This is a genomic window from Flavobacterium galactosi (genome assembly GCF_048158585.1).
Taxonomy (GTDB): domain Bacteria; phylum Bacteroidota; class Bacteroidia; order Flavobacteriales; family Flavobacteriaceae; genus Flavobacterium; species Flavobacterium galactosi.
Genome location: NZ_JBLNKV010000003.1, coordinates 140,096 through 163,919, shown reverse-complemented (window position 1 = coordinate 163,919; position 23,824 = coordinate 140,096). Strand labels below are relative to the sequence as shown.

Below are 23,824 nucleotides of genomic sequence, written 5' to 3'. Positions count from 1 at the left end.
ACTCTATTTTTTTGTATCTTGTATGTTTAAAATAGAATAGTAACAATTATATATAAATCTTATGGCTTTTGATATTGAAATGATTAAAAAAGTGTATGCGAACATGACTAGTCGTGTTGATGCAGCGCGTGAAATAGTTGGTCGTCCACTAACTTTAACTGAGAAAATTTTATATAGTCACCTTTGGGATGGCGTTGCTAAGCAAGCATACGGAAGAGGAGTTGATTATGTTGATTTTGCTCCGGATAGAGTAGCCTGTCAAGATGCAACAGCTCAAATGGCTTTATTGCAATTTATGCACGCTGGAAAGAAAACTGTTGCTGTTCCAACAACGGTTCACTGTGATCATTTGATTTTGGCTAAAAATGGAGCTGAATTTGATTTAGCTGCAGCAAATAAACAATCTAAAGAGGTTTTTGATTTTCTTTCTTCAGTATCTGATAAATACGGAATTGGTTTTTGGAAACCGGGTTCAGGAATTATTCACCAAATCGTTTTGGAGAATTATGCATTCCCTGGAGGATTGATGATTGGTACCGATTCGCATACTGTAAATGCAGGAGGATTAGGGATGTTAGCTATTGGTGTTGGTGGAGCTGATGCCGTAGATGTAATGTCAGGAATGTCATGGGAATTAAAATTTCCAAAATTAATAGGTGTAAAATTAACTGGAAAACTTTCTGGTTGGACTGCACCAAAAGATGTTATCCTTAAAGTAGCTGATATTCTTACCGTAAAAGGTGGAACGGGAGCTATTGTTGAATATTTTGGAGAAGGAGCTACTTCAATGTCTTGCACTGGAAAAGGAACTATTTGTAATATGGGTGCCGAAATTGGAGCTACCACATCTACATTTGGTTATGATGAGTCAATGAGAAGATACCTTTCTGCCACAGGTCGTCAAGATGTAGTAGATGCTGCTGATAAAGTAGCTTCTTACTTAACTGCAGACCCAGAAGTATATGCTGATCCAGCAACTTATTTTGATCAAGTTATCGAAATTAACCTTTCTGAATTAGAGCCACACATTAATGGTCCTTTTACTCCGGACAGAGGTACGCCAGTTTCTAAAATGAAAGAAGAAGCTGCTGCTAATGGATGGCCAATTAAAGTAGAATGGGGATTAATCGGTTCTTGTACGAACTCTTCTTACGAAGATATGGCTCGTGCTGCGTCTATCGTAAACCAAGCAGTTGAATTAGGGATTAGCCCAAAAGCTGAATTTGGTATCAACCCAGGTTCGGAGCAAATTAGATATACAATCGAAAGAGATGGAATCATCGCTACTTTCGAAAAAATGGGAACCAAAGTATTTACAAATGCTTGTGGACCATGTATCGGCCAATGGGATAGAGCAGGAGCAGATAAAGGAGAGAAAAATACAATCGTTCACTCTTTCAACCGTAATTTCTCTAAACGTGCGGATGGTAACCCAAACACACACGCTTTCGTAACTTCTCCAGAAATGGTAGCTGCTTTAGCAATTTCAGGGCGTTTGGATTTCAATCCTATTACTGATACTTTGATCAACGATAACGGTGAAGAAGTGAAATTGAGCGCTCCTTATGGTGATGAATTGCCTAAAAAAGGGTTTGCTGTAGAAGATGCAGGATTTCAAGCGCCAGCTGCTGATGGATCAGGAGTTCAAATCGTAGTTAGCGAAACTTCAGATCGTTTGCAATTATTGGCGCCATTCCAACCTTGGGACGGTAAAAATATTTCAGGAGCTAAATTATTGATTAAAGCTTTCGGGAAATGTACTACAGACCACATCTCTATGGCCGGTCCATGGTTGCGTTTCCGTGGTCACTTAGATAATATTTCTAACAATATGTTGATTGGGGCAGTTAATGCTTTCACAGATAAAACCAATTCGGTTAAAAATCAATTGACTGGTACTTATGATGCAGTTCCTGCAGTAGCACGTGCTTATAAAGCGGCTGGAGTTCCATCTATTGTTGTGGGAGATCACAATTATGGAGAAGGATCTTCTAGAGAACATGCGGCTATGGAACCTCGTTTCTTAGGTGTTCAAGCAGTATTAGTAAAATCATTTGCTCGTATTCACGAAACAAACCTTAAAAAACAAGGTCTTTTAGGATTGACATTTGCTAATGAAGCAGATTACGACAAAATCCAAGAAGATGATACTATCAACTTCACTGATTTAGTAGATTTTGCTCCGGGAAAACCTTTGACATTAGAATTTGTTCATGCGGATGGAACCAAAGATATTATCTTGGCAAACCATACCTATAACGAAGGACAAATTGGTTGGTTCGTAGCTGGTTCAGCATTAAATTTAATTGCTGCTGCCAGTGTTGCATAAGTAAATTAAATATTTACATCCAAAACTCTCAAGGTAACTTGGGGGTTTTTTTGTTTCATGGGGTTTTTTAGAAGAGCGGTATGTCTCATTTTAAAACATATTAATTGTACGTTAAAATACTGATAATAAGTATTTTGAGGTTTAAAATGATTCGACTATTTTGTATCTTTAGTTACTATTAATTTTAAATCTAATTGCGATGAGAATGTTAGTTAATGTTATCTTCCCTATTGAGCCTTTCAACTCAATGGCTAGAAATGGTACAGCAGGTGAGATCATCAGTCGAGTGATTGAAGATATTAAACCAGAGAGTATTTATTTTTCTGAACAAGACGGTAATCGAGGTGCGGTTATGGTAGTTGAAGTTCCTGATGCTTCCGCTATTCCATCAATTGCTGAACCTTGGTTTTTAAATTTTGAAGCCAATTGCGAGTTTAGGATTGCAATGACTCCTGATGATTTAATGCGGGCTAACCTCAGTAAACTTGCAGAAAAATGGCACGATGTTCATGTAATGTAAAGAAAGCGAAAGAACTAAAAGCACCACTTCAAATAAAATGGGGTGGTTTTTTTTGGAGCTATTTCCTGCTGACCGCTTCAAGCTTTTTCATAGAATTGCTTTTTCCAAGATAAAAAAGGAGCTTCCGCCGGTCGCTCTTCTTTCTCAGGAAAAAAATGCAATTCCATTTTAAAAGGCTTTCCACTTTCATCAGGGCTAGAAATCGGGAAGACGATTTCTTTTGGATTTTACGATTTAAAAAAAAGAAGTGAATAGTGTCAGTTTAAATAAAATGTAATTTTTCATTCTTAAAAGCCCTTAAAAATGCTGAAAAATAGGCGTTTTCTTTATTTTACACGTTAAATTCAAAAAAAAATGTTGTTTTTTGAATTTTATAACTTAAATTAGCTTTTTTGTAGATAAATTTTTCAGCGAAGTTTTTTTGATTGTAAATACAAATCATCTCTTCATTAAAATATTTATTTTCAGCGCAACAATACATTAGGATTGTACTGCGTTACAGTTTAAGTTGCTTTTGCAATTCGAACAAAAAAACCAACTAGATTTTAAAATAAAATATTATTGCCCTCTTTTTTGAAAAGAGATGCCATTTTTTATTTTTAAAAATAAAGATAGTTGGAACAAACCCTAGCGAGATTTAATAATTATATCCCGAAATTGCTAAGGAGAATAAAAATGGGGTAAGTAATTTGAAATAAATGAATATGAGTTTAAGATTAGTTGTAACATTGTTTTTATTGAATAGTATTGTACTTTTTTCTCAGGAAAGCACCAAGAAACATACCATCGTAAAAGGAGAAACCATTTCGAGTATTGCAGAGAAATATGATGTAAAACAAAGTGAAATCTATAAACTAAATCCAAAAGCCAAGAATCTATTAAAACTCAATTCAGTATTATTAATTCCTGTTACTGCACCAAAAAATACCAATACCAAATCTAAGATTGCAACAAATTATTTCGGGAAAGAACACGAAGTACTTGCCAAAGAAACACTTTACGGAATCGCAAGACAATACGGAATTACAGTAAAAGAATTAAACGAAGCCAATCCTACATTAGAAACTTCAGGATTAAGAATAAGTCAAAAAATTACAATTCCCGGTAATGCAACTTCAACCGAAATCGCAGTTGTTCCCCAAGTAAAAAAGTCTTCACAAAAAGTACCTGTAGTAATTGAACCTCAAATTGCTGAAACCGAAAGTACTATTGGCGAACAAACTATTATAGAAGTTTTGCCAAAAGAAACAAAGTATTCCATTACAAAAAAATACGGAATCACAATCAAGGAATTCGATAAAGCCAATCCAACATTAGGAGTTAAATCACTTAAAGTGGGGCAAAAAATTAATATTCCTGCAAACGTATCACTAAAAACTGAAATTGCAGTTGCACCTCAAGAAAATAAAATACAATCCATACAAGAACCGGCTGCTATTATTCAACCAATAAATGATTTCTCAAAGGCAGCATTGGTAATGGTTACAAATCCAACTGAAAGTTTAAATACTTCAAATGAAAATATTGTTCGGGAAGTGTTACCAAAAGAAACCAAGTACGGTATTGCAAAACAATACGGAATTACGGTTCAGGAACTGGAAAAGCAAAATCCTGAAATTAAAAATAAGCTGCGTGTTGGGTATAAATTAAACATTCGATCCGCTAATGTAACTAATGAAAGTGTAGCAGTTTCGGATACTGAAAATACAACACATGAATTTACTAATATTGGTAATGATAACGAGAAATACAAAAATATTGAAAACAATAATTGGGAATTCAAAAGTTTTTTAAAACCGGCTTCGAATCCTAATTTTTTAGATGAATTGATTGAAACCGCTTCATCTAATATCGGGACTAGATACCAGTCAGGTGGAACTTCAAAATCAGGCTTTGATTGTTCGGGTTTAATGTGTAACACATTTGAAGCTTTTGATATCAAATTGCCAAGAACTTCTTTAGAACAATCCCGTTTAGGAGTTGTTGTCAATCCAGAAGATGCCCAAAAAGGAGATTTAATTTTCTTTAAAACTAATGGAAGAAGCCGTATTAATCATGTTGGAATGGTTGTTGAAGTTTGCGATGGTGATATAAAATTCATTCATGCCTCTGTAGGTGGAGGTGTTGTAATTTCATCTGTTAAAGAGAAATATTATGAAAAAAAATTAACCCAAATCAATCGCGTTTTACAATAATCAAATTTTAGAAAATATACTACTCTTACATATAATGGAAACTCTTCAGGAAACTGGGGAGTTTTTTGTTTTATCAAATGTGATTTCATCTTTAAACTTTTTATACCTTCCAAAAAAGACAAGGGTTAACTTCTCATTATTGTTTTGAGTTTTTTTATTTCCGGGTCTTTTTATTCGCTTTATTATTTAGTTCAAAAGAGAACTGAAATCGATACTACAAAGTTGCAAAAGATACGCAAAGAAAATAGTACACAATTTAGAAGAAAAGTATCATTTTTCACACATCTGATTAGATGTGGTTTATTGTTTTTTTTGCTAAGAGTAGTGAAAAGTTTGCAGTTCTCTTGTCTAAATTTGGGATATAAGGATGAAGCTGTAGCTTTTAAAAGTGGTAATCTATTTTTCAACGCTGTTTACTTCAATCCAATAGCCATCTGGATCCTGAAAATAAATCTGTTTAATACCGTCAGCACGAACGTTAATTTTATGAATCGTTCCTGGCCAGTCAGAATAAGTGATCTTTAGGTTTTCCAATACTTTTACCAGTCCATCAAAGTTGACGGCTTTAAAAGCAAGATGTACCGCTCTATTTATTGTAACGGGATCTTTAATAGTAGAAACCAAATGCAATTCTTTTCCATCTCCTAAAGAAATCCAACGGATGCCTTCTTTTCTTGTTAAGTTAGTAATTTCTTTAAGTTTCAAAACGTTTGTGTAAAAATCAACCGAACGATCCAAATCTTTTACTGATAGCGCAGTATGATCCATAGTTAAAGAAAATGAGTTTTTGTCCTGCGCCCAAATTGATACAGTGAATACAAATGAAAGAAGTAAAAAGAGTGTTTTTTTCATAGCTATTTAATTTTGGTTTTTGATAAGGAAAAAGGGTAGTACTAAATCAGTTTGCAGTAAGAATACGATTGATGATTTTAATACAATCATCCGTATTACTGTTATTGGTGTTTATCGCCACACTATTATTGTTGTAAGGCGCATACATGTTTATATTAGGACGTGAGAACAAACCAACAGTTGTGGTTAGTGAAGCACTGGCCAAATGCATAATACCGCTATCGGCACCAATAAAAATTACGGTATTTGCAATTACTGACCCAATTTCACGAACGTCTTTACTATAAAAGGTAGGTGCTTTAAATCCAATTTGTGAAATATTTTCAACAGGTAACACTTCCATAATATTGTAATTGGGGTATTCCTTCTTTAAACGGTCATAAAATTCTTCCCACCAGGATTCTGAATAGCATTTATCGTCAGTGGCATAGGTAAAAACAGCTATTGTCTTTATATCGTTTTTTACTATTTCTTTCACTATTTTTTGACCTTCAGCAATTTCTGAAGAACTTAGCTTAATGTCTAATGATGGAACGGGATTCTCGTTATTCTCAAATCCTAATTTGGTTAAAAAACTTCTAAATTCATACACCGGATATTTTGCAATATGCTCATAATCGCTATATTTTAATTGAATGTTTTCATCAACTTCGCCAAAAAACTTATATTTTGCATTAGCAAATTGCGCAGACAATCTTCCTGATGAAGAACCTTTATCTACATTTATAACAATATCATAGTGTTGTTTTTTGATTTTTATCCAAACTTGAAAATAAGCTATTAAATTTTTAAAAGGCTTTTTAGGGAGTTCTATAATGTAATTGATGTTTTCATAATTTTGAAAAACAATAGGAGCTAGCCCTCCTTTTACAAATAGATCAATTTTACACTCTGGAAAAGTGAAGATAACTTCTTGCACTAGCGGCGTAATCAACAAAAGGTTTCCTAATCTATGATTTGGCCTTGAAATTAAAACTCTTTTAATTTCGATTTTTTGAGTTAAATCAATTTTTTGATTCTTTTGTGAACTGCCAATGTTTTTAGTCAGGTTGTGTGTTATTATCCTTCTATATTCATTTACTTTTTTTAAGACACTCATGCTTTTAATGTTATAGGGTATTGAATTCTTTTCAGTTAAAATTAAAAAGGTTGTGAATATTCATGAAACAAAATATGAAATAATTAAACACAGCCCAGAAATGTACTACGTACTTGACAAATGTACAATATAGATGGAAATCATTCGGCTTATCCCATAAAATAAAAAGAGAACTAGAATTTATACTTGTGTAAAGTCCCCTTCCTAAAGAGGGGAAGTGTGGTTGTAATTGATCTGGTATCAGATTTTACTTGGTTCAGTTGACTGCTATTAATTCATAATTCACTTTTTATATTATATAGAATTAATGTAAATTAGCCTTTTGCATCATAAAAAAATCGCTATTGCTGAGCTGTCAGGATATATTTTTGCAATCTTTGAACTCTAAAAAATTAAACAGCGCTATGAGTAAGACGAAACTAATAATTAATCGCAATGGATCTATAAAAATAGAGGGTGATTTCGAAATAATGGACTTCGAAGGTAAAGTTTATGGACTGGAAGGAAGAACCGCATTGGGTCTTTGTCGTTGTGGATTATCATCCAATAAACCTTTTTGTGATGGTTCACACCGCAATAATTTTGAACATGAAGCAGAAGCATTTGACTTGCCGCCAATGAAAACGAATTAAAGAATACCGTTTTTCTTTTATTGGATAAAAATAGAATAATCTAGTATAGATTGCTTCGTGTATCGTTATTTTAAGACGGAACATTGAAGTATTCCTGAAAAAAATAAAGCCGCACAATTCATGTGGCTTTATTTTTTTGGTTCTGTTTATTCTTAGAGTAATATCCCGTATGCCTCGCAAAAAGCCTTGGTTACATATTCGTTTGAACAATAAACATAACCATTGTCGCAAAAATCGGTACCCCAGCTGTTGCGAACGATAAAATAATCTTCAGTATACCCCACAATGGCTACGGCGTGACCACCATGCATACTTTCCATATCATATACTTCAAACTTGTGTTCTGAGGTTATAGCCCATTGACTATCAGTGTCTACCAAAGCAAGTACAGGACCTTGACTTGAAATCCACATGCGTAGATAATCCACATTGCAGTCATCGTTATTGATTACCCTGTAGTAGCCTTTAATCCTCATCTGCGCGGCCAAATCAGTGAATTCTGTTGTTTTGAATTTCGTACTGAATAGGTCTGTATCTAGCGGAAGGTCTTTTTCGTGAACAGCACCATATTTTCGTAATATGTCCAGTGCAGCTTTCAAGCATACCCCGGAATTAATATCTTGAGATGTTGTAGTATCATCTTGGTCAGTTTCTTTAGCAGCCATCCATGTCAGCCATGATGACAGTTGATCTTCCTTACTGATCCGGTTTTCTTTAACAAGATGCCATCTAAGTAGTCCATGTGTAGATGCCCAACCCACACATGCGGATGTTTCGAGTTGGTCCCCAATTTCCCACCAGTCTTCACGCAAATCAAAAGTCTCTGGAAAGTCAGTTATTACTAGTCCTTCAACGATTGCCTTATCGAGTGTCCAATCGTTTTCTTTATCAAAAGAGGGAACACAATTTAGTATTCTACCTGTTACTCTACCTCCTGCTGGCATAAATTTTGGTTTTAGTGTTTAGAAATTATACGTATATTCGGACACAAGATAGATGTTAAGGTTGATTTTAGCAAATGTGTGGATACATTGTTAAAGTACTTGTAAATAATCTACTTTTCGATTGGTCGATTATTAAAAAATGAGAAATTATAAGACATTCGAGCGAGTCTTCATAATTCATTAAAAGATAGTGTTTTATTACAAAAAATTAAAAACTTCCTATTTTTTTCAAATCTTTAAAGATTTATCTATTTGAAAAAGAAGTATATAACTTCTATTTTGGTTTGATGAAATTGTTTTATTAAAAAAGTTTATCCCACGGATTATCACTTCTGAAAGGAATGGCAGGAAGTCCTTCTTTGCTGATAAAATTGGATTGAGCAGCCTCGTTCCAACCAAAACGCACCGAAAGGGGATGTGGAACTTCGGGAGCAGAAACGATTATTTTATAGCCCTCTATTTCCGCTTTTGCCGGTACAAATTTCCCGTCCACACCTGCTATACTAAACCAGGTAAGAGGTCTTTTATCACGGCTTGCTAAACCACTTCCTACATTTGAAAAAGTGATTTCAATGGTATGGTGTACTATTTTTATTTTTTGATATGCAGGTCCGGAACAAACGACATTTTTTTGTCCATATGCTTTATTTGCGGCAACTAGACTTAAACGGCGACCAACTTCCCATTTGTATCCAGGATGTAAATCAGCAATGCTGTCGACTAAATCGGTAATCGCAACCATGCTTGTATTCTTTAAATGCAATGCGAGCGCCTGTGCTTCCCAAAATTCGGGAAGATTTTCAGTAGTATGTTGACGAACATCTTTGGCAGCAGAATAATTGTAGGGCGCTATTTGAACAAAATAAAAAGGTAATTTTTTATCTTTCCAATCGGTACGCCAACTTTCTATTAGTGTTTTTAACTTATAAGCATAACGGATATTTTCGTTCAGAAAACAATTTGATTCTCCCTGATACCATAGAATTCCTTTCAATTTAAAAGGAATTAGCGGTTGTATCATGCTGTCATAAAATTTACCGGGATCGCCACCATCCGCACTTAGTTTGTCTAGCGTTTTTCCGTTTTTCATTTTAGGAGCTATTTCCATTTTAGAAGCCTGAATCCAAGGTTCAATCCGGCTACCAGGCACTGCTGCAGCAATCATTCCGATAGGCACATGTAATTTGGCATATAAGTCTTTCGCAAAATAATAACCAACAGCCGAAAAATCAACCAATGGCCGCCCAATTGCCGAGTCCCAACCGAGATGTTCCGGACTTGGATCCATGTATTTTCGACGGTCGAGAAAAATGCGGATATTGGGATTATTTGCTGTGTTTAAATCATCCTCAGGAGGTCTGTTTCCCTTCACTGCTGATTGGAATTTACTATATTTTCGCATAGCATATTCCATGTTCGATTGGCCTGAACAAAGCCAGACTTCCCCGACCAATATATTTTTTAGTAGGATTGTATTTGTTCCTTTAATAGTCATTTGGCGTGGTGTAAATGATGCTTTCATCGGGCTGAGTTTCACTGACCATTTTCCAGAGCTGTCGGCAACCGTTGTTTTGCTTTGTCCAGCAAAAGCAACCGCTATTTTTTCGCCTGGACTGGCAGTTCCCCACACAGGTACTTCTTTCAGTTGTTGTAAAACCATGTTATGTCCCAGAATTTTCGGGAGTGTAACTTGACTAAAAAGGTTGAAAGTAACTAAAAGTAAAACAGTTAAAGATAAGAAAATCAATTTTTTGGAACACATATTTTTATAATTTAAAAAAGCACGGGATGATTAAAGCTCAGCCCGTGGATAAAGATTATTCAGTTTTCTGATTGTCGGTATTTTGAAGAAGTTGTTCAGAACTGATGTTGTCAATTTGGTGAAAGGGATTGCGGCAGGATGAATTACATTCCCGGCCAATATAAGACATTGAATTTGTGACCGTCTGGATCTGCAAATCCAAAAGTGTATCCCTTGTCGAATTTCTGCGGTTCAGCATAAATTTTTCCGCCCGCTTTCTTGACTTTTAGGAACCATTGGTCAACTTCTTCTTTACTTTGTGCAGAAAGAGAAAAAATCACCTCGTTTTGTTTTACAAGATTTGCAGCCTCACTGTTCGCAAAGCTTTCAAATCTTGTTTTCGCAAAGAAATGAATAATAAATTTATCATTACCAAAAAAGAAACTCGACAACTCTTCCGTACGATTGCCATTTGTTTTAAAATCTAATTCTGTGTAGAATTTGGTTGTCCTGTCTAAGTCATTTGAGACAAGATTCGCCCATATCATTTTAGGTTCCATAAGGTTAAATTTTTAGATGTCTATTTGCGAAAACTAAGGTATGGATTTAATGCTTTTTATATGCAAAAAGCTATATTCAATTACGTTTATTATGCGGTTGTCAGAAAACTTACCGCTAAGGTTTCGTGTATTTTCGCAGGCGCGTAAAGAGCGGGATCTTCGAATTTCATTTTTTTTTAATTAGATATGCTTACTGCTTTTTTCAAATATTCGTTGGTTTTCAGTTGGCATAACATAAAGCCTGCAACAGCAGTCCGTGCTATTTTAAGGTTGAGTTTTTTGTATGTTCCTTCAAAACCAATTTTGTATTGATTGGTAATTTCGCCATCAGTTAATGCACTTGGTCTTACGATTGTATAATCCAAATTGCTATTCAAGATGTGTTTTTCTTGTAATTGATGGTCTTGAAATGCTTTTTTGAGCAACATTCCAAACATAATGTGTTTCCAAATAAAATTGAGGTTTCCATAACTTTCGCCCATACCGAGTGTGGTTTGACAAATCAACCTTTTAATCCCTTTTTTATTCATTGCATCAATGATGTTTTTTGTTCCCGAGGCTCTTATTTTTCCGGCTTTTCCGTCACCTAAAACACACAAAACTGCATCTTGATTTTGCAGCGCATTTTCTACTTCGCTTACATTCAAAACATCAGCTTTGCAAATAGTAAGATTGACATGATTGAGGTTCTGTATTTTTTCAGGATTGCGAACAAAGGCTGTAACATCATAGCCTTTATTTAATGCTTGTTTTACGATTTCAACGCCAACTGTTCCTGTTGCACCAAAAATTATTACTTTCATTTTATTCTATTTTTAAAATTGATGAGGCAAAATTGCGACGGATAAACCGTGTAAAATAGAATAAAAACGACAGTTCTTTTATTTATTAAAAGTTTTTGGTGTTTTGCCTGTAAAAGCCTTGAATACTTTGATGAAGTGAGATTGATCTGAGAAACCGTTTTGATATACAATATCGGTGAGTTTGGTGTAATCTTTTATGGTCAGTTGTTCCAGTGAAGCCTGAAACTGGATGATTTTAGCAAATTGTTTGGCTGAAAGTCCCGTTTCATTCAAAAATCTACGTTCAAAAGTGCGTATATTGAGATTTGATTTTTCGGCAACCGCACGAATGCTTTCCTGACCTTTTGTGTGGATAATGCTTTCTATGCCTTGTCGTATTTCAAAATCAAGATTTTGCCTTTTCTTTTCAAAATACAATAAAAGCAACTTTGAGATGATTTCAATTTTATCTTTTACGGTTTTGCACGATACCAATTGCTGGTTAAGATGAGCAATATTGTCTACGGTGTCTTCCAAATAGTAGCAATTATCGTTTATACTTTGCGGAGCGATATTGAAAAATGTTCTTAAAACAAAAGGATACAATTGGAAAATGAGGATGAGGTATGTTCCCGAAATTTCCAGTTCAATGGGTTTGATTGTTTGACCGTAAAGAAAAATTTCTGGCATTATTTTGTTGTGTGGCTTTACGATTAATCCGTTATCGGTTTGCTGAAACATTAATCCGGGGAAACCATCTGCAAAAAAAGGTAAACAGGTTTTTATGTTTTTGTCCTTATTTTCAAACACCCAAATATTTTTCACAAAAAGCGAAATAGATTTATCAGGAAGGATGTTTTTAAAGTTCATTTGCTCTTATTGTGAGGGTTTGTGGAATTACCGCTAACGTCAGTCTGTGAAAAAACTTCTGTTGTACTACAACCAAATATAGCAAAATACTTGTATAAAAAGAAGATTATTCTTATTTTTAAGAATGCAACACATCACCGGAATTTCCCGCCAACAAATGCGTTTTTCAAGTTTAGTAGACGCAATAAGTCTAGACAATCAAGTTCGGTTTATAGACGCTTTTGTTGAATATATAGATTTGATAAAACTTGGTTTCTCAGTTCAAACACTCAAAAAAAAAGGTCGTCCGAGTTATACCAGCCAAGTATTTCTTAAGATCTATTTATACGGTTATCACAATGGTTTAAGAAGTAGTTGTAAATTAGAAAACGAATGTTTTAGAAACATTGAAATACAATGGCTCTACTTAACGGGATTGGAAAAAGTAAATGGAGAACACAGCCTGATTATGCTTGTGTATAACATCAAACGCAGTATCAATATACTCGGCGTTCCGGATTTGATTGCCAAACTCCAAAAATGGAACTCGCCCTACAAGGCAAAAGCCTTGCTTTTAATAAAAAAAGATTTGTTTAAAGCTAAATGCTAACAATTTTTATTCAATTAAATAGCAGCCTGAAAAAAAGACTTCGTTATAAGGCTTGATTTGAATTGCAGTATCATGAAATTTGGAGGTTTTTAGAAAAAAAAGAGGTTTTTTCACAGCCTGACGTTCTCGCGCTACAAGCAGTATGGGACTAAATTAAGCCCATTATTCGGATTTGCCTAATTTCCCAAATACAAAACCATTTTCCCATTAAGCCAATTGCTCAAATCCGTTGTAGCTGTTGTAGGCAGTGCTTTATTTTGATGCTTTAGACTTCTTGATGTTCAAAGCTTTCTTTTTTATCCATTGAATTGAAATATCAACAGGTGCTGTAATATTGCCAGAAGCTGTATTGTGTCCTAATGTTGAAAACAAGGTATATTCGAAAGGTTTGCCTTGAACTTTAAATGTATTTAATTGCTCTATACACAACTTTACTGGAATTTGGATATCTTTCTCACCAAAAAGCCAAAGTCCTGGAATAGAAAGAGTATTCAAGGAAATCTTTGGGTCAGTAGCTGTAAATTGATACCTGTCAGAATCATTATTGATATGTTCACGTGCTTCTGCTTCTGTGTGATTTTCCCAAAAATTATTATTCCCATTGGTATAAAACTGAAATCTAAGTTGTTCCAAAGTTGTAATTGTTGGGCAACTAAATAAAACCATAAATTCTATTAACGGATTTTTACTTGCAGCAATTGGGATTATCCATCCTGCTTGACTGAAACCAACAAGACCTATAGGTATATTTTTATACAGTTGATGAAGTTTGTTCACGGCAGCACTTGCATCTTTTGCTAATAGAGTTAAATTAACTGAATCAATGTTATTTGTCCCAACTTCTGGACCAGCATAAACTCCACCAGATTCTCCAACTCCGCGTTTATCATATGTTAATACAGCTATGCCTTCTTTGGCAAGACGTTCAGCGAACTCCATTTCCCTTTTTACAGGGTCAGACCCATGAATAATTACAACTGCTGCAAATGGCTTTTTAGGATTTAAAATTGAGCCAGCAAGAGTTACTCCTTCACTTTTAAATGTTACATTCTCTATTTTTATAGAGTCTAATGATTGAGCTTTTACTTGATTTAGTGTCATCAAGAAAAGCAACAATAAAAAGAATATTCTGAAAAAAAAAGAGAGATTCTTTAGTTTTTTTTCTGCTTTAAGTTCAATCACGATATTTTTTTTTATCATATATTTAATCTATAATTTTTAGGCTTTTTTTGGCGCATTGCCTACAACGTTCTGGTACTACAGCGGGTTTGGGACTAAATTAAGATTTATTTTCGGATTATTACTAAACTTTTCAAGTACAAAACCATCTTTAAATTCAGCCTAAAACCCCAATCTTGCCAAACGGCTGTTACCTGCTGGCGTATTTTCCGTACTACACTTTCCGTTAAAATTTATAACTATATCCAAGCCTTATTACTTGTGTTTCGTAATAGTCATTACTTGTATAGTTAAAACCTTGTCCGTTGATTTCTTTTTTGATTATCATTGTGTTTAGTAAATCTGTAGCGTTAAAAAAGAGTTCGCCTTTCCCTTTTTGAATTGCTTTTTTTAGCCCAAGGTCTAATGAAAACCTTGATTTAATTTTTCCTTGTGGAATTATATCGGGTGCTAAATAAATTGTTGTTAATTGTACATCTATGTTTTTAGGAAAATGAAACGTATTGTTCAATTTTATGTTTCCAGAATATATTTCTTGTTTGTCTGCTGAAAAAGTATGTGTAGTTGGATATTTGTTTTCAACTGTAAATGCATCAATTTGATTTCTGTATGCGTTTAGATTAATATTGAATGAGTACAATTTAGAAATTTCTTGTGCTAAAACCATTTCAATTCCTGTGTTGTAACTTTTATTTACGTTTTGAAATGTTGCATAAATTAAATTACTTGGTGGAACAGTACTTGAAATCCTTGTAATTGTACCATCAGCAAATCGGTGATAAATAGCCTTGTATAAACTTCCTTTTTCCCAACTTTTTTTATATCCCAATTCTATCGAATTGGTAAATTGTGGTCGCAATGCAGGATTCCCCACTTTTATAATTTCTGCGTCATCATATTTTGGAAAAATACGAATATCAACTTCGTTTGGTCGGTCAACTCTTCGGTTGTAGAAAACGGAAACTTTATTGTTGTCGTTAATTTTGTATGCCCAACGTAAATTTGGAAACGGTTGGGTATAATTATAACCATCACTTTGATATACTATATGGTTAGGATTAACTTCATATTGAATTTTTACATACTCAATTCGTAATCCTAATTCGGCTTCCCATTTTTTGTTTTCAAAAATGTAGTTTCCATAAACGGCAGGAATTAATTCTTTGTAAGTTGCCCAACCGCCTGCATTGGTGTCTAATACAGAATTCACACCTGGTATAAATTGCATATTTGTCGGTATATTTCTGTTGCGAAGTTTTATTCCTGTTTCAATTCGTCCGTATTTAAGTGGTTTTATGTAGTCAAAATTAAAATCATAAACTTGTTCGTCTGACAATAATTTAAACGCATCGGTTCCTGTGGAAGTTGGCAAATAATTGTCGTAAAAATATTTTTCGTCTTCTCTGTGAAAAGTGTAATTTAAACCAATATTTAGCAAATGTCCTGCTTCTTTAAATTTGTGTTGATAGCTGGCAGTTGCCATTATGGTTGTTTTTAATTCATCTTCTAAAAACTGCCAAAGTCTGTTTCGTTGTGAAAAATCGCTATTAAAAAAGGGTTGGTCGCCTCTGTCAATTATTTTTTCACTTCCAAAAAGTCCGGAAATAGTCAAAGAATTTTCGTCGTTAATTGCATAATCAAAACCACTTTTCAATGTCGTAAAATGCGTGTTTCTGTTGCGTTTTAATTGTGAATTTATGACTACGCCATTGTCGTAATTTCTTATTACAAATTCATTTTTGTTGAGCGTTTCAGTATATAAATAATCGCCTTGAAAAAAGACATTGACTTTGTTTTTTCTATAATTGAGTGAAACGCTTGGGTTGATTTTTGGCGTAAAAGTATATTGTGGTCTTATGGTTGGTAAATTTTCTTTTCGTACCCAAAGTGAACCAACACCTGTTGTAAAACCAAACTTTCCATTAAAACCATCTTTTTTGTTTTTTTTGTAAATAATATTGATAATTCCTGCATTTCCATTTGCATCATATTTGGCAGAAGGATTGTTAATAATTTCAATTTTTTCAATGGCAGATGCAGGAATATTATCTAAGCCTGTTTGGTTTCCAAAACCTGTCAATGCTGTTTGTTTACCGTCAATTAACACTGTTACTTTATCGTTTCCTCGCAATTGTACTTTTCCGTCTTGTACTGTAACACTTGGTAAATTTTGCATTGCTTGTAATACCGAACCACCACTTTGACTGATATTGTCTTTCAAAGAAAATGTTTTTTTATCCATTTTCTCACTTATCTCGGCTGTTTTTCCTGTTACAACAACTTCTTGCAAAGATGTTGATTCTTCATCTATCTCAATGTTTTTAATGTCAAGATATTCTGTTAGATTACCCACGAACAGCGATTGTTTTGTTGTTTTGTAGCCGATAAAAGAAACCTCTAAAAGGTAATCGCCTGACTTTACTTTTGATAATGAAAATCGCCCTTCTTCGTTGGTAACTGTCCCACTTACAAAAGAGCTGTCTTTTTCAGTTTTCAAAACTACGTTTACAAAAGGCAAAACAGCTTTGCTGTTTTTGTCTTTAATAATACCCGAAATGGTTACGCTAGTTTGTGCGTTTGATATTGAGAAGAATGAAAGTTGTAAAATCAAAAAATACAGTATTTTTTTTGATGCTTTTTGTAGAGACATTTTTGATCAATTTGTAAATTATACTGCAAAGAACGTGAGTAACAACGAGTAAATAACAAAAGACAAGTGCAGAATAATTTTTTTGTATAAATTAGTTGTTTTGTGCAAGATTTTTTTTGAATTGAGTTGGTGTTAAACCTTTGTATTTCTTGAATATAGCATTAAAAGAAGATTTAGAATTAAAACCTACCTCTGTGGCAATTCCTAAAAGTGTAAATTGATTATTTTGGTCGTTTTTTAGGCGTTTTATAAATTCTTCTACTCTGTATTCATTGATGAAATCTTGGAAATTTATTTTCATATGTTCATTTAAAACTTCCGAAATATACTGTTTTGGGATATTGAGTTCGTTTGAAACATCTTGAATGGATAATTTCCCATTTAAGTATAATTTATCCATTTCCATTGAATTAATTAAATCAGACTTATATTGTTCAATCAGTTTTGTGTTTAGTTTAGAATTTTTGTATTTGCTTATTTCGTTTTTCGGCAAAATATCTTTCCCTTTGCTTAATAATTTAAAAGAAATAAAATAGAATAAAAATGCGACAATTAATAAAAGATAGGAGTTAAAGTTTTGATTACTGAAAAAAGACAATTCTTCTAATCCTATTATTTTAAGAACATCATTTATACAAGAAAACACTAATAAAATAACAATTGGAATAACAAAATAAGTGGTCCAAATTCTTCTTTTATCTGTAAAAACGGAATATAAGATTAAGCCTAGATAAATCACAAAAGTTATTTCCATAAGTACTTCAAGAATTTCAATATTCAAGTTTTCTTTGGGTAATTTTATTTCAAGTACTTCAAGAATTAAATAAAAAATGTTGGGAAGAAAAAATAGATAATTGGATTTTATAAATTTTTTCCTTTCGTTTTTGTAATACTTGAAAAACAAAAAAAGAAAGGTTACAAATAAGGTGTTATCAAAAAGAAACCAATCTGTATCTTTAACAAACAGATTGTTTTTGTCATCACCCAAGATGTAAAGCAAAACAGAGATTAAACCTCCAAAGAGCAACCAAAAAGTAGTCTTTTTGTAATCTTTTCGATTTGTAAACAAAATAATAAGAACAAAAATTCCTTGTATTAAAGCAATGATTTGAATTGTTTGGAGCATTGTTTTATTTAAGTTTTTTGGGCAAATGTAGTACAATTTTTGTTGTTTTTTCTGCTTTTCGTGTCGCTCGGAACGCTTGCAGGTAACGTTCTGGGACTACAGCGGGTTTGGGATTAAATTAAGCCCATTCTTCGGATTTACCAAATCTTCCAAATACAAAACCAATTTCAAATTAAGCCTAAAACCCAAATTGCTTGTAGCGTGTGTTATAGGTAGCCTTTTTATGATGATGTCCAAAGGAAAACCATATCATAATTATATAATTTTGCCTGCTTTGAAATATGTATTAATTTACGAATTGCTTCTTTTGCATCTTCAGTAACCTTAATTTCTTCTGATGGATATGTTTTTGACATTTCAGTAAACCAATTTTTTGAAATTTGCTCCACGTCCGATTCATCAATAGTTGAAAAAAAGGCTATGAATTCAGGAGTTAGTTGAATAGCTCCATATTCTGGCTCGTCAACATATATCTTTGTAAAATTAAAATTGTCTTGAAATCCAATGTCTTTCTTGTTTTCAATGATTGAAGCACAAAGCACAAGTATATCAATATCATTCAATCCAATATGCAAACTAAAATCAGCTAAGTTACCTTCTGTTTCGATTTTACTCAAATAATCATAATCTTGTTTTTTAGTTGCCTTAAGAATTTTATCTGCATTGCCAACTGCAAATTGATAATCCAAGCTTACTCCAAGTTTATTTAATTTGTTGCTTACAGAATTTAAATTGTTATTAGAACTTTTGTTATCGTTAGTCTGCATATTTGTGTTTTTACAAGAAACCAAAAGAGAAAACACACTTATGTAAAAATATTTCATCATTGTCTTGATTTTGCTTAAGGTTACCTATAACGTTCTGGCGCTTGGCGAGGTTGGGGAATAAAGATGCGAGATTTTTCGGTTAAACACAAATTTTCCAAATACAAAACCATCTTTAAATTCAGCCTAAAACCCTAATCTCGCCAAACGGCTGTTAGCGGTAGTACCTTTAGTCCCAATGATTCCAAATAGTATCTGTTTTAATGAATTTAGGAACTTTGTTAACAATTTTATATTTTGAGACCGGAGTTATACTTTCAGGAAATGATTCAGACTTCCATATTAAACTTTCAGGAATTACATTTTTGTATATTTTGACTTGGTTTATGCTTAATTTTGAATTGTCAGACACAATAAAGTTTTTTAGTTCTGCATCACTATAAATTCCGAATAAATATTTGTCATTTTTAAAAATCCCCGCTCCAGAACGAGTTATAGTGAAAATAGTATCTTTTCCCTCTATATAAAATGATGCTCCATAAATATAAATATTATTTTTTCTTGGATTTTTAACGGGATAAGTATTTTGATATTTAATAATAATTTCTCTAAAATTTGTTGACAATTCTTTATTTTCAATTTTGGCTTTTTTTAAGTTCGAATCTATCTTTTCTTTTTTTGAGCAACTAAATAGAAATAAAGTTATGAGTAAAATTATTTTCTTCATTTTCGTCTTTTTTTTAGGTTCTGCGAGGTATTACCGCTAACTAGTATATAGGCGAAACAAACCTTCGTATATACACACAAATATGGGTAGATTGGCGAAGGTTTGTTTCGCTTTATGTCTCCTCAAATATATTGAAATTTTCTTACAAATCATCAAAAGGACTTTTTATTTGCTGGATACTTTTTGTACTCACGTGGGTGTATATTTCGGTGGTTTTACTACTACTGTGTCCCAATAATTCTTGAATATATCTCAAATCGGTTCCGTTTTCTAATAAATGAGTGGCGTAACTGTGTCTAAGCCAGTGCAAAGTGGCTGGCTTTGTAATTCCCGATTTTTGTAACGCTTGTTTCAATATTAGTTGTAAACTTCGGGCGTCATATTGTAATCCAATAGTTTGCCCTTCAAATAAATAAGTTTTTGGTTTATATACTTTGTAGTAATCACGTAGCATTTCTAAAATTTTTGGACTCAATGGGACTATTCTGTCTTTTTTTCCTTTGGCGTTTTTAAGTAGTACAATATTTCTTATAGAATCTATATGAATGGGCTGAAGTGCCAATAATTCGCCACAACGTAAACCACAACTATAAATCAACGAAAGCATCATTTTATGTTTGATATTGCTGTGGGCATTTAATATCAATTTTACTTCCTCTTTACTTAACACATTTGGTAATAGTTTGGCTCGTTTTGGTCGGTGAATGGTATCTACTACCATCATTTTATTTTGTAAGGTTCTAAAAAACAATTTCAATGCATTGACAATCTGGTTTTGGTAAGATGCTGACAAATTGTTCTTCAATATAAATTCGTTATTGTAGATAATCACATCCTCGTTGGTAATGTCAGCAATGGGTTTTTCTCGGTAAAAAACCAAAAATGATTTCAAGGCTTCGCTATAGGTGGTAAGGGTGCTTTCACTATAGCGTTTAGAACGAAGCCATTGCTTGAATTTTTCTATATTAGCAATTCCCTCAGATGAAGGGAGAGAATTTGTAAGGGGTTCTATTTTAAATCGTTCTCTGTTTTCAGTTGTATCGGGAATATGCCAAGCGGTATTTTGCTGACTCCATCTGGCTCCTTCAACGTGTTTGATACGAGCGATTAATTCGGTGTTTTTATCAAAATAAACGGCAATTCTGTTTTCTCCTTTGTGTTTTATGGGTTTTGCTGTCCAAGTCATATAGCGTTGATTTTGTGATGGAAAGATACTGATTATTTTAACAAAGACTATTTTATTATAGTAATGGTTCTTGTGGTATTGAAGGGGTTGTTTTGCGTGAGTGATGGAAGCGGCATCCTTTATTTTCTTTCTTTAAGAAAATAAAGATACAGCGTACAGCACGACCCGGAGTTTTTACGGAGGGGCACGCCCAAATAAATAGTTTTCTTTCTCAATCATCTAATTTATTTATCATCTCTTCGGCTATTTTCTTAAATTTCCAAAAAAAGTATATCTTTAGCCAACTAAAATCAAAACCCCAAAACCAAAAAATATGGAAGACCAAAAACCAGAAGATTTTAAAAGAGAACTCGGATTACTTGACGGAACCATGCTTGTGGTGGGTTCTATGATAGGTTCGGGGATATTTATTGTAAGTGCTGATATTGCCCGACAAGTGGGATCAGCAGGTTGGTTGATTTTGATTTGGTTGATTTCGGGATTAATTACCATGATTGCAGCTATAAGTTATGGTGAATTGAGCGCTATGTTTCCAAAAGCTGGTGGTCAATATGTGTATCTTAAGGAAGCATACAATAAGTTGATTGCCTTTCTCTACGGTTGGAGTTTCTTTGCGGTGATCCAAACGGGAACTATCGCCGCGGTAGGCGTTGGGTTTTCAAAATTTGCGGCATATCTGGTTCCGCCATTAAGTGACGAAAATATTCTGTATGAAATAGGTTCTTTCAAGCTCAACGCAGCCCAAATTGTTTCTATAATCACGATTATTTTGCTGACCTACATCAACAGTCGCGGGGTGAAGAACAGCAAAATCATGCAAACGGTTTTGACGGTTATTAAAATCTTGTCATTGTTTGGATTAATAGTTTTTGGGTTTATTCTTGCTGCCAAAGCAGAAATTTGGAATGCCAATTGGACAAATGCTTTTAGTTCCCGAGCCTTCAATACCCAAAGTGGTTCTTGGATGCCAATAGGCGGAACGGCTTTGCTAACCGGGATTTCGGCAGCGATGGTGGGTTCTTTGTTTTCCAGTGATGCGTGGGTGGGAGTTACTTTTATAGCGGGTGAAATTAAAAATCCAAAACGAAATGTAGGTTTGAGTTTGTTCTTGGGAACTTTCATCGTTACGATTATTTATGTTCTTACAAATTTGATGTACCTCGCTGTAATTCCTTTGGACGAAATTGCTACTGCAAAATCAGACAGGGTAGCGGTTGTGGCCTCACAATATACTTTTGGTGACATGGGAACGATTATCATTGCGGTGATGATTATGATTTCGACTTTTGCTTGCAACAACGGATTGATTATGGCAGGAGCCAGAGTCTATTATACTATGGCAAAGGATGGTTTGTTTTTTAAGAAAGCAGCCGTGCTTAATGATGCAAGCGTTCCGGCTTGGGCCTTATGGATACAATGTGTTTGGGCCTCGGTTTTGTGTTTGACTGGGAAATATGGTGATTTGCTGGATTTTGTAATTATCATTGTATTGATTTTTTACATCTTGACTATTTACGGAATTTTTATTCTTCGCAAGAAAATGCCAGATGTGGAACGACCTTACAAAGCTTTTGGATATCCTTTTCTGCCATTTTTATACATAGTTATTGCTTCGGCGGTGTGTATTTCTTTGTTACTGACTAAATTTTCTACTTGTGGTTGGGGTGTGTTGATTATGTTGACAGGAATACCGGTGTATTATATGACGAAACCGAAAGAGTAGTTTGCAGCATTTAGTTTTCAGATTGTATTGATACTAAATATTGGAATCTGATTTATGGTTTGCATGAGGGATTATTTCACAATATTTTATTTTATTTCCCGACCCGAAGTTTTTACGCAGGGTGACGCCCAAAATACTTTAATTTATACGATAGAAACAGAAAACCCGCCTTGAGACCAAGACGGGTTTTTCTAGTGTAGTAAGCACTTGTTTAATGTTAGTTAACTGCGTTTTCTAACACTAACTCTTCATGAAAAGGGAGATTCCAAGCTTCGGCAACTCCCTTGTAAAGGATTTTCCCGTTGGCAATGTTCAATCCTTTTTTCAATTCTTCATTTTCGGCGCACGCTTTTTGCCACCCTTTGTTTGCTAATTGCAACGCGTAAGGTAAAGTAGCATTTGTAAGCGCCAATGTTGAAGTATAAGGGACTGCACCTGGCATGTTAGCCACGCAGTAATGTACGATATCGTCTATGATAAAAGTTGGGTTTTCGTGTGTGGTAGGTGTACAGGTTTCAATACAACCTCCTTGATCAACTGCGACATCAACTACTACCGTTCCCGGGCTCATTAATTTCAGCATGTCACGAGTGATTAAGTGCGGTGCTTTGGCTCCTGGAATTAAAACGGCTCCAATAACTAGATCGGCAGTTGTAATAGCTTCACGGATATTGTAATGATTGGAGATAATTGTGGTTACATTAGCTGGCATCACATCAGATAAATAACGCAAACGCGCTAAGCTTACATCCATAATGGTTACTTGTGCACCAAAACCTGCTGCCATTTTTGCAGCTTGTGTTCCTACGATTCCACCACCTAAAACTAATACTTTAGCAGGAGGAACTCCCGGAACACCACCCAAAAGGATTCCTTTTCCTTTCAATGGTTTTTCTAAATATTTAGCACCTTCCTGAATTGACATACGACCCGCCACTTCTGACATGGGTACCAATAAAGGCAAGCTACGGTCTGCTTTTTCAACAGTTTCGTAGGCCAAACATACTGCGCCACGCTCAATCATAGCATGAGTCAATGGTTCAGAGGAGGCGAAATGAAAATAGGTAAATAATAATTGGTCTTTTTTGATCAAAGGATATTCAGAAGCGATAGGCTCTTTTACTTTGATTATCATTTCAGCAATGCTGTAAACGTCTTCAATTGTTGGCAATAATTCCGCTCCAGCTTCAGCATATGCTTTATCGCTAAAACCACTATTTTCACCAGCACTTGCTTGTACATAAACGATATGACCCTGTTTTTTGAATTCGGCAACACCTGCAGGTGTAAGTGCAACACGATTTTCGTTGTTTTTGATTTCTTTAGGAATTCCGATTATCATAGTGATGAGTTTAA

General features: G+C 34.2%; 20 protein-coding genes. 6 read left to right on the top strand and 14 right to left on the bottom strand.

The genetic code is table 11. The features are described 5' to 3' along the window. Window positions 1-61 precede the first annotated feature (61 nt). The 3 genes from ACM55M_RS07470 (at window position 62) to ACM55M_RS07460 (ending at window position 5,044) form a co-directional block, all read left to right on the top strand. Complete coding sequence (locus ACM55M_RS07470; protein WP_416856942.1) at window positions 62-2,329, top strand: aconitate hydratase; 2,268 nt, start codon at window positions 62-64, stop codon at window positions 2,327-2,329. A 199-nt stretch (window positions 2,330-2,528) separates the two neighbouring features. Beyond that, complete coding sequence (locus ACM55M_RS07465; protein ID WP_039109077.1) at window positions 2,529-2,849, top strand: hypothetical protein; 321 nt, start codon at window positions 2,529-2,531, stop codon at window positions 2,847-2,849. Between the two features lie 704 nt (window positions 2,850-3,553). After that, window positions 3,554-5,044, top strand: coding sequence for a LysM peptidoglycan-binding domain-containing protein (locus ACM55M_RS07460; RefSeq protein WP_416856941.1), 1,491 nt, complete (start codon window positions 3,554-3,556; stop codon window positions 5,042-5,044). 396 nt (window positions 5,045-5,440) lie between these two features. On the opposite strand, the gene ACM55M_RS07455 is transcribed toward ACM55M_RS07460, so the two are convergent. Both ACM55M_RS07455 and ACM55M_RS07450 read right to left on the bottom strand, forming a co-directional pair. Beyond that, entirely contained in the window at window positions 5,441-5,896 is a 456-nt protein-coding gene (locus ACM55M_RS07455) for a VOC family protein (protein WP_416856940.1), read from the bottom strand. A gap of 46 nt (window positions 5,897-5,942) precedes the next feature. After that, the gene (locus ACM55M_RS07450; protein ID WP_416856939.1) at window positions 5,943-6,995 is read right to left on the bottom strand and encodes a glycosyltransferase family 9 protein; all 1,053 of its coding nucleotides are present in this window, start codon (window positions 6,993-6,995) and stop codon (window positions 5,943-5,945) included. Window positions 6,996-7,399: 404 nt separating this feature from the next. Here ACM55M_RS07450 and ACM55M_RS07445 point away from each other — a divergent pair, with 404 nt between their 5' ends. Next, window positions 7,400-7,627, top strand: coding sequence for a CDGSH iron-sulfur domain-containing protein (locus ACM55M_RS07445; RefSeq protein ID WP_416849124.1), 228 nt, complete (start codon window positions 7,400-7,402; stop codon window positions 7,625-7,627). A gap of 152 nt (window positions 7,628-7,779) precedes the next feature. Here the strand turns inward: ACM55M_RS07445 and ACM55M_RS07440 are convergent, their stop codons facing one another. The 5 genes from ACM55M_RS07440 to ACM55M_RS07420 form a co-directional block, all read right to left on the bottom strand. Further along, window positions 7,780-8,571 (bottom strand): C1 family peptidase, encoded by a 792-nt coding sequence (locus tag ACM55M_RS07440; RefSeq protein WP_416856938.1) that lies wholly within the window; start codon window positions 8,569-8,571, stop codon window positions 7,780-7,782. Window positions 8,572-8,872: 301 nt separating this feature from the next. Next, on the bottom strand, window positions 8,873-10,333 hold the full coding sequence (locus ACM55M_RS07435; RefSeq protein WP_416856937.1) for a sialate O-acetylesterase: 1,461 nt from the start codon (window positions 10,331-10,333) through the stop codon (window positions 8,873-8,875). 143 nt (window positions 10,334-10,476) lie between these two features. Next, window positions 10,477-10,872 (bottom strand): VOC family protein, encoded by a 396-nt coding sequence (locus ACM55M_RS07430; protein ID WP_416856936.1) that lies wholly within the window; start codon window positions 10,870-10,872, stop codon window positions 10,477-10,479. Window positions 10,873-11,048: 176 nt separating this feature from the next. Further along, complete coding sequence (locus ACM55M_RS07425; protein WP_416856935.1) at window positions 11,049-11,675, bottom strand: NAD(P)-dependent oxidoreductase; 627 nt, start codon at window positions 11,673-11,675, stop codon at window positions 11,049-11,051. 78 nt (window positions 11,676-11,753) lie between these two features. Further along, window positions 11,754-12,524, bottom strand: a complete 771-nt coding sequence (locus ACM55M_RS07420) for a helix-turn-helix domain-containing protein (RefSeq protein ID WP_416856934.1) — start codon at window positions 12,522-12,524, stop codon at window positions 11,754-11,756. Between the two features lie 124 nt (window positions 12,525-12,648). Between ACM55M_RS07420 and ACM55M_RS07415 the strand changes: the two genes are divergently transcribed. Continuing rightward, a complete protein-coding gene (locus ACM55M_RS07415; protein WP_416856933.1) occupies window positions 12,649-13,113 on the top strand; it encodes a transposase in 465 nt (154 codons plus the stop codon). A 252-nt stretch (window positions 13,114-13,365) separates the two neighbouring features. Here ACM55M_RS07415 and ACM55M_RS07410 read toward each other — a convergent pair whose 3' ends face one another. The 6 genes from ACM55M_RS07410 to ACM55M_RS07385 form a co-directional block, all read right to left on the bottom strand. Further along, window positions 13,366-14,313 carry an alpha/beta hydrolase family protein gene (locus ACM55M_RS07410; protein WP_416856932.1) on the bottom strand — a complete coding sequence of 316 codons (948 nt, stop codon included), beginning with the start codon at window positions 14,311-14,313 and terminating at the stop codon, window positions 13,366-13,368. A 205-nt stretch (window positions 14,314-14,518) separates the two neighbouring features. Further along, entirely contained in the window at window positions 14,519-16,942 is a 2,424-nt protein-coding gene (locus ACM55M_RS07405; RefSeq protein ID WP_416856931.1) for a TonB-dependent receptor, read from the bottom strand. A gap of 91 nt (window positions 16,943-17,033) precedes the next feature. Next, the gene (locus ACM55M_RS07400; RefSeq protein ID WP_416856930.1) at window positions 17,034-18,068 is read right to left on the bottom strand and encodes a helix-turn-helix domain-containing protein; all 1,035 of its coding nucleotides are present in this window, start codon (window positions 18,066-18,068) and stop codon (window positions 17,034-17,036) included. A 221-nt stretch (window positions 18,069-18,289) separates the two neighbouring features. After that, entirely contained in the window at window positions 18,290-18,895 is a 606-nt protein-coding gene (locus ACM55M_RS07395; protein ID WP_416856929.1) for a hypothetical protein, read from the bottom strand. A 166-nt stretch (window positions 18,896-19,061) separates the two neighbouring features. Next, on the bottom strand, window positions 19,062-19,559 hold the full coding sequence (locus ACM55M_RS07390; RefSeq protein WP_416856928.1) for a hypothetical protein: 498 nt from the start codon (window positions 19,557-19,559) through the stop codon (window positions 19,062-19,064). A 142-nt stretch (window positions 19,560-19,701) separates the two neighbouring features. Next, window positions 19,702-20,745, bottom strand: a complete 1,044-nt coding sequence (locus tag ACM55M_RS07385) for a tyrosine-type recombinase/integrase (protein WP_416856927.1) — start codon at window positions 20,743-20,745, stop codon at window positions 19,702-19,704. Window positions 20,746-21,058: 313 nt separating this feature from the next. Here ACM55M_RS07385 and ACM55M_RS07380 point away from each other — a divergent pair, with 313 nt between their 5' ends. Continuing rightward, window positions 21,059-22,468, top strand: coding sequence for an APC family permease (locus ACM55M_RS07380; protein WP_416856926.1), 1,410 nt, complete (start codon window positions 21,059-21,061; stop codon window positions 22,466-22,468). Window positions 22,469-22,685: 217 nt separating this feature from the next. Here the strand turns inward: ACM55M_RS07380 and ald are convergent, their stop codons facing one another. Then, window positions 22,686-23,810, bottom strand: coding sequence for an alanine dehydrogenase (gene ald / locus ACM55M_RS07375; protein ID WP_416856925.1), 1,125 nt, complete (start codon window positions 23,808-23,810; stop codon window positions 22,686-22,688). Between the last annotated feature and the right edge of the window lie 14 nt (window positions 23,811-23,824).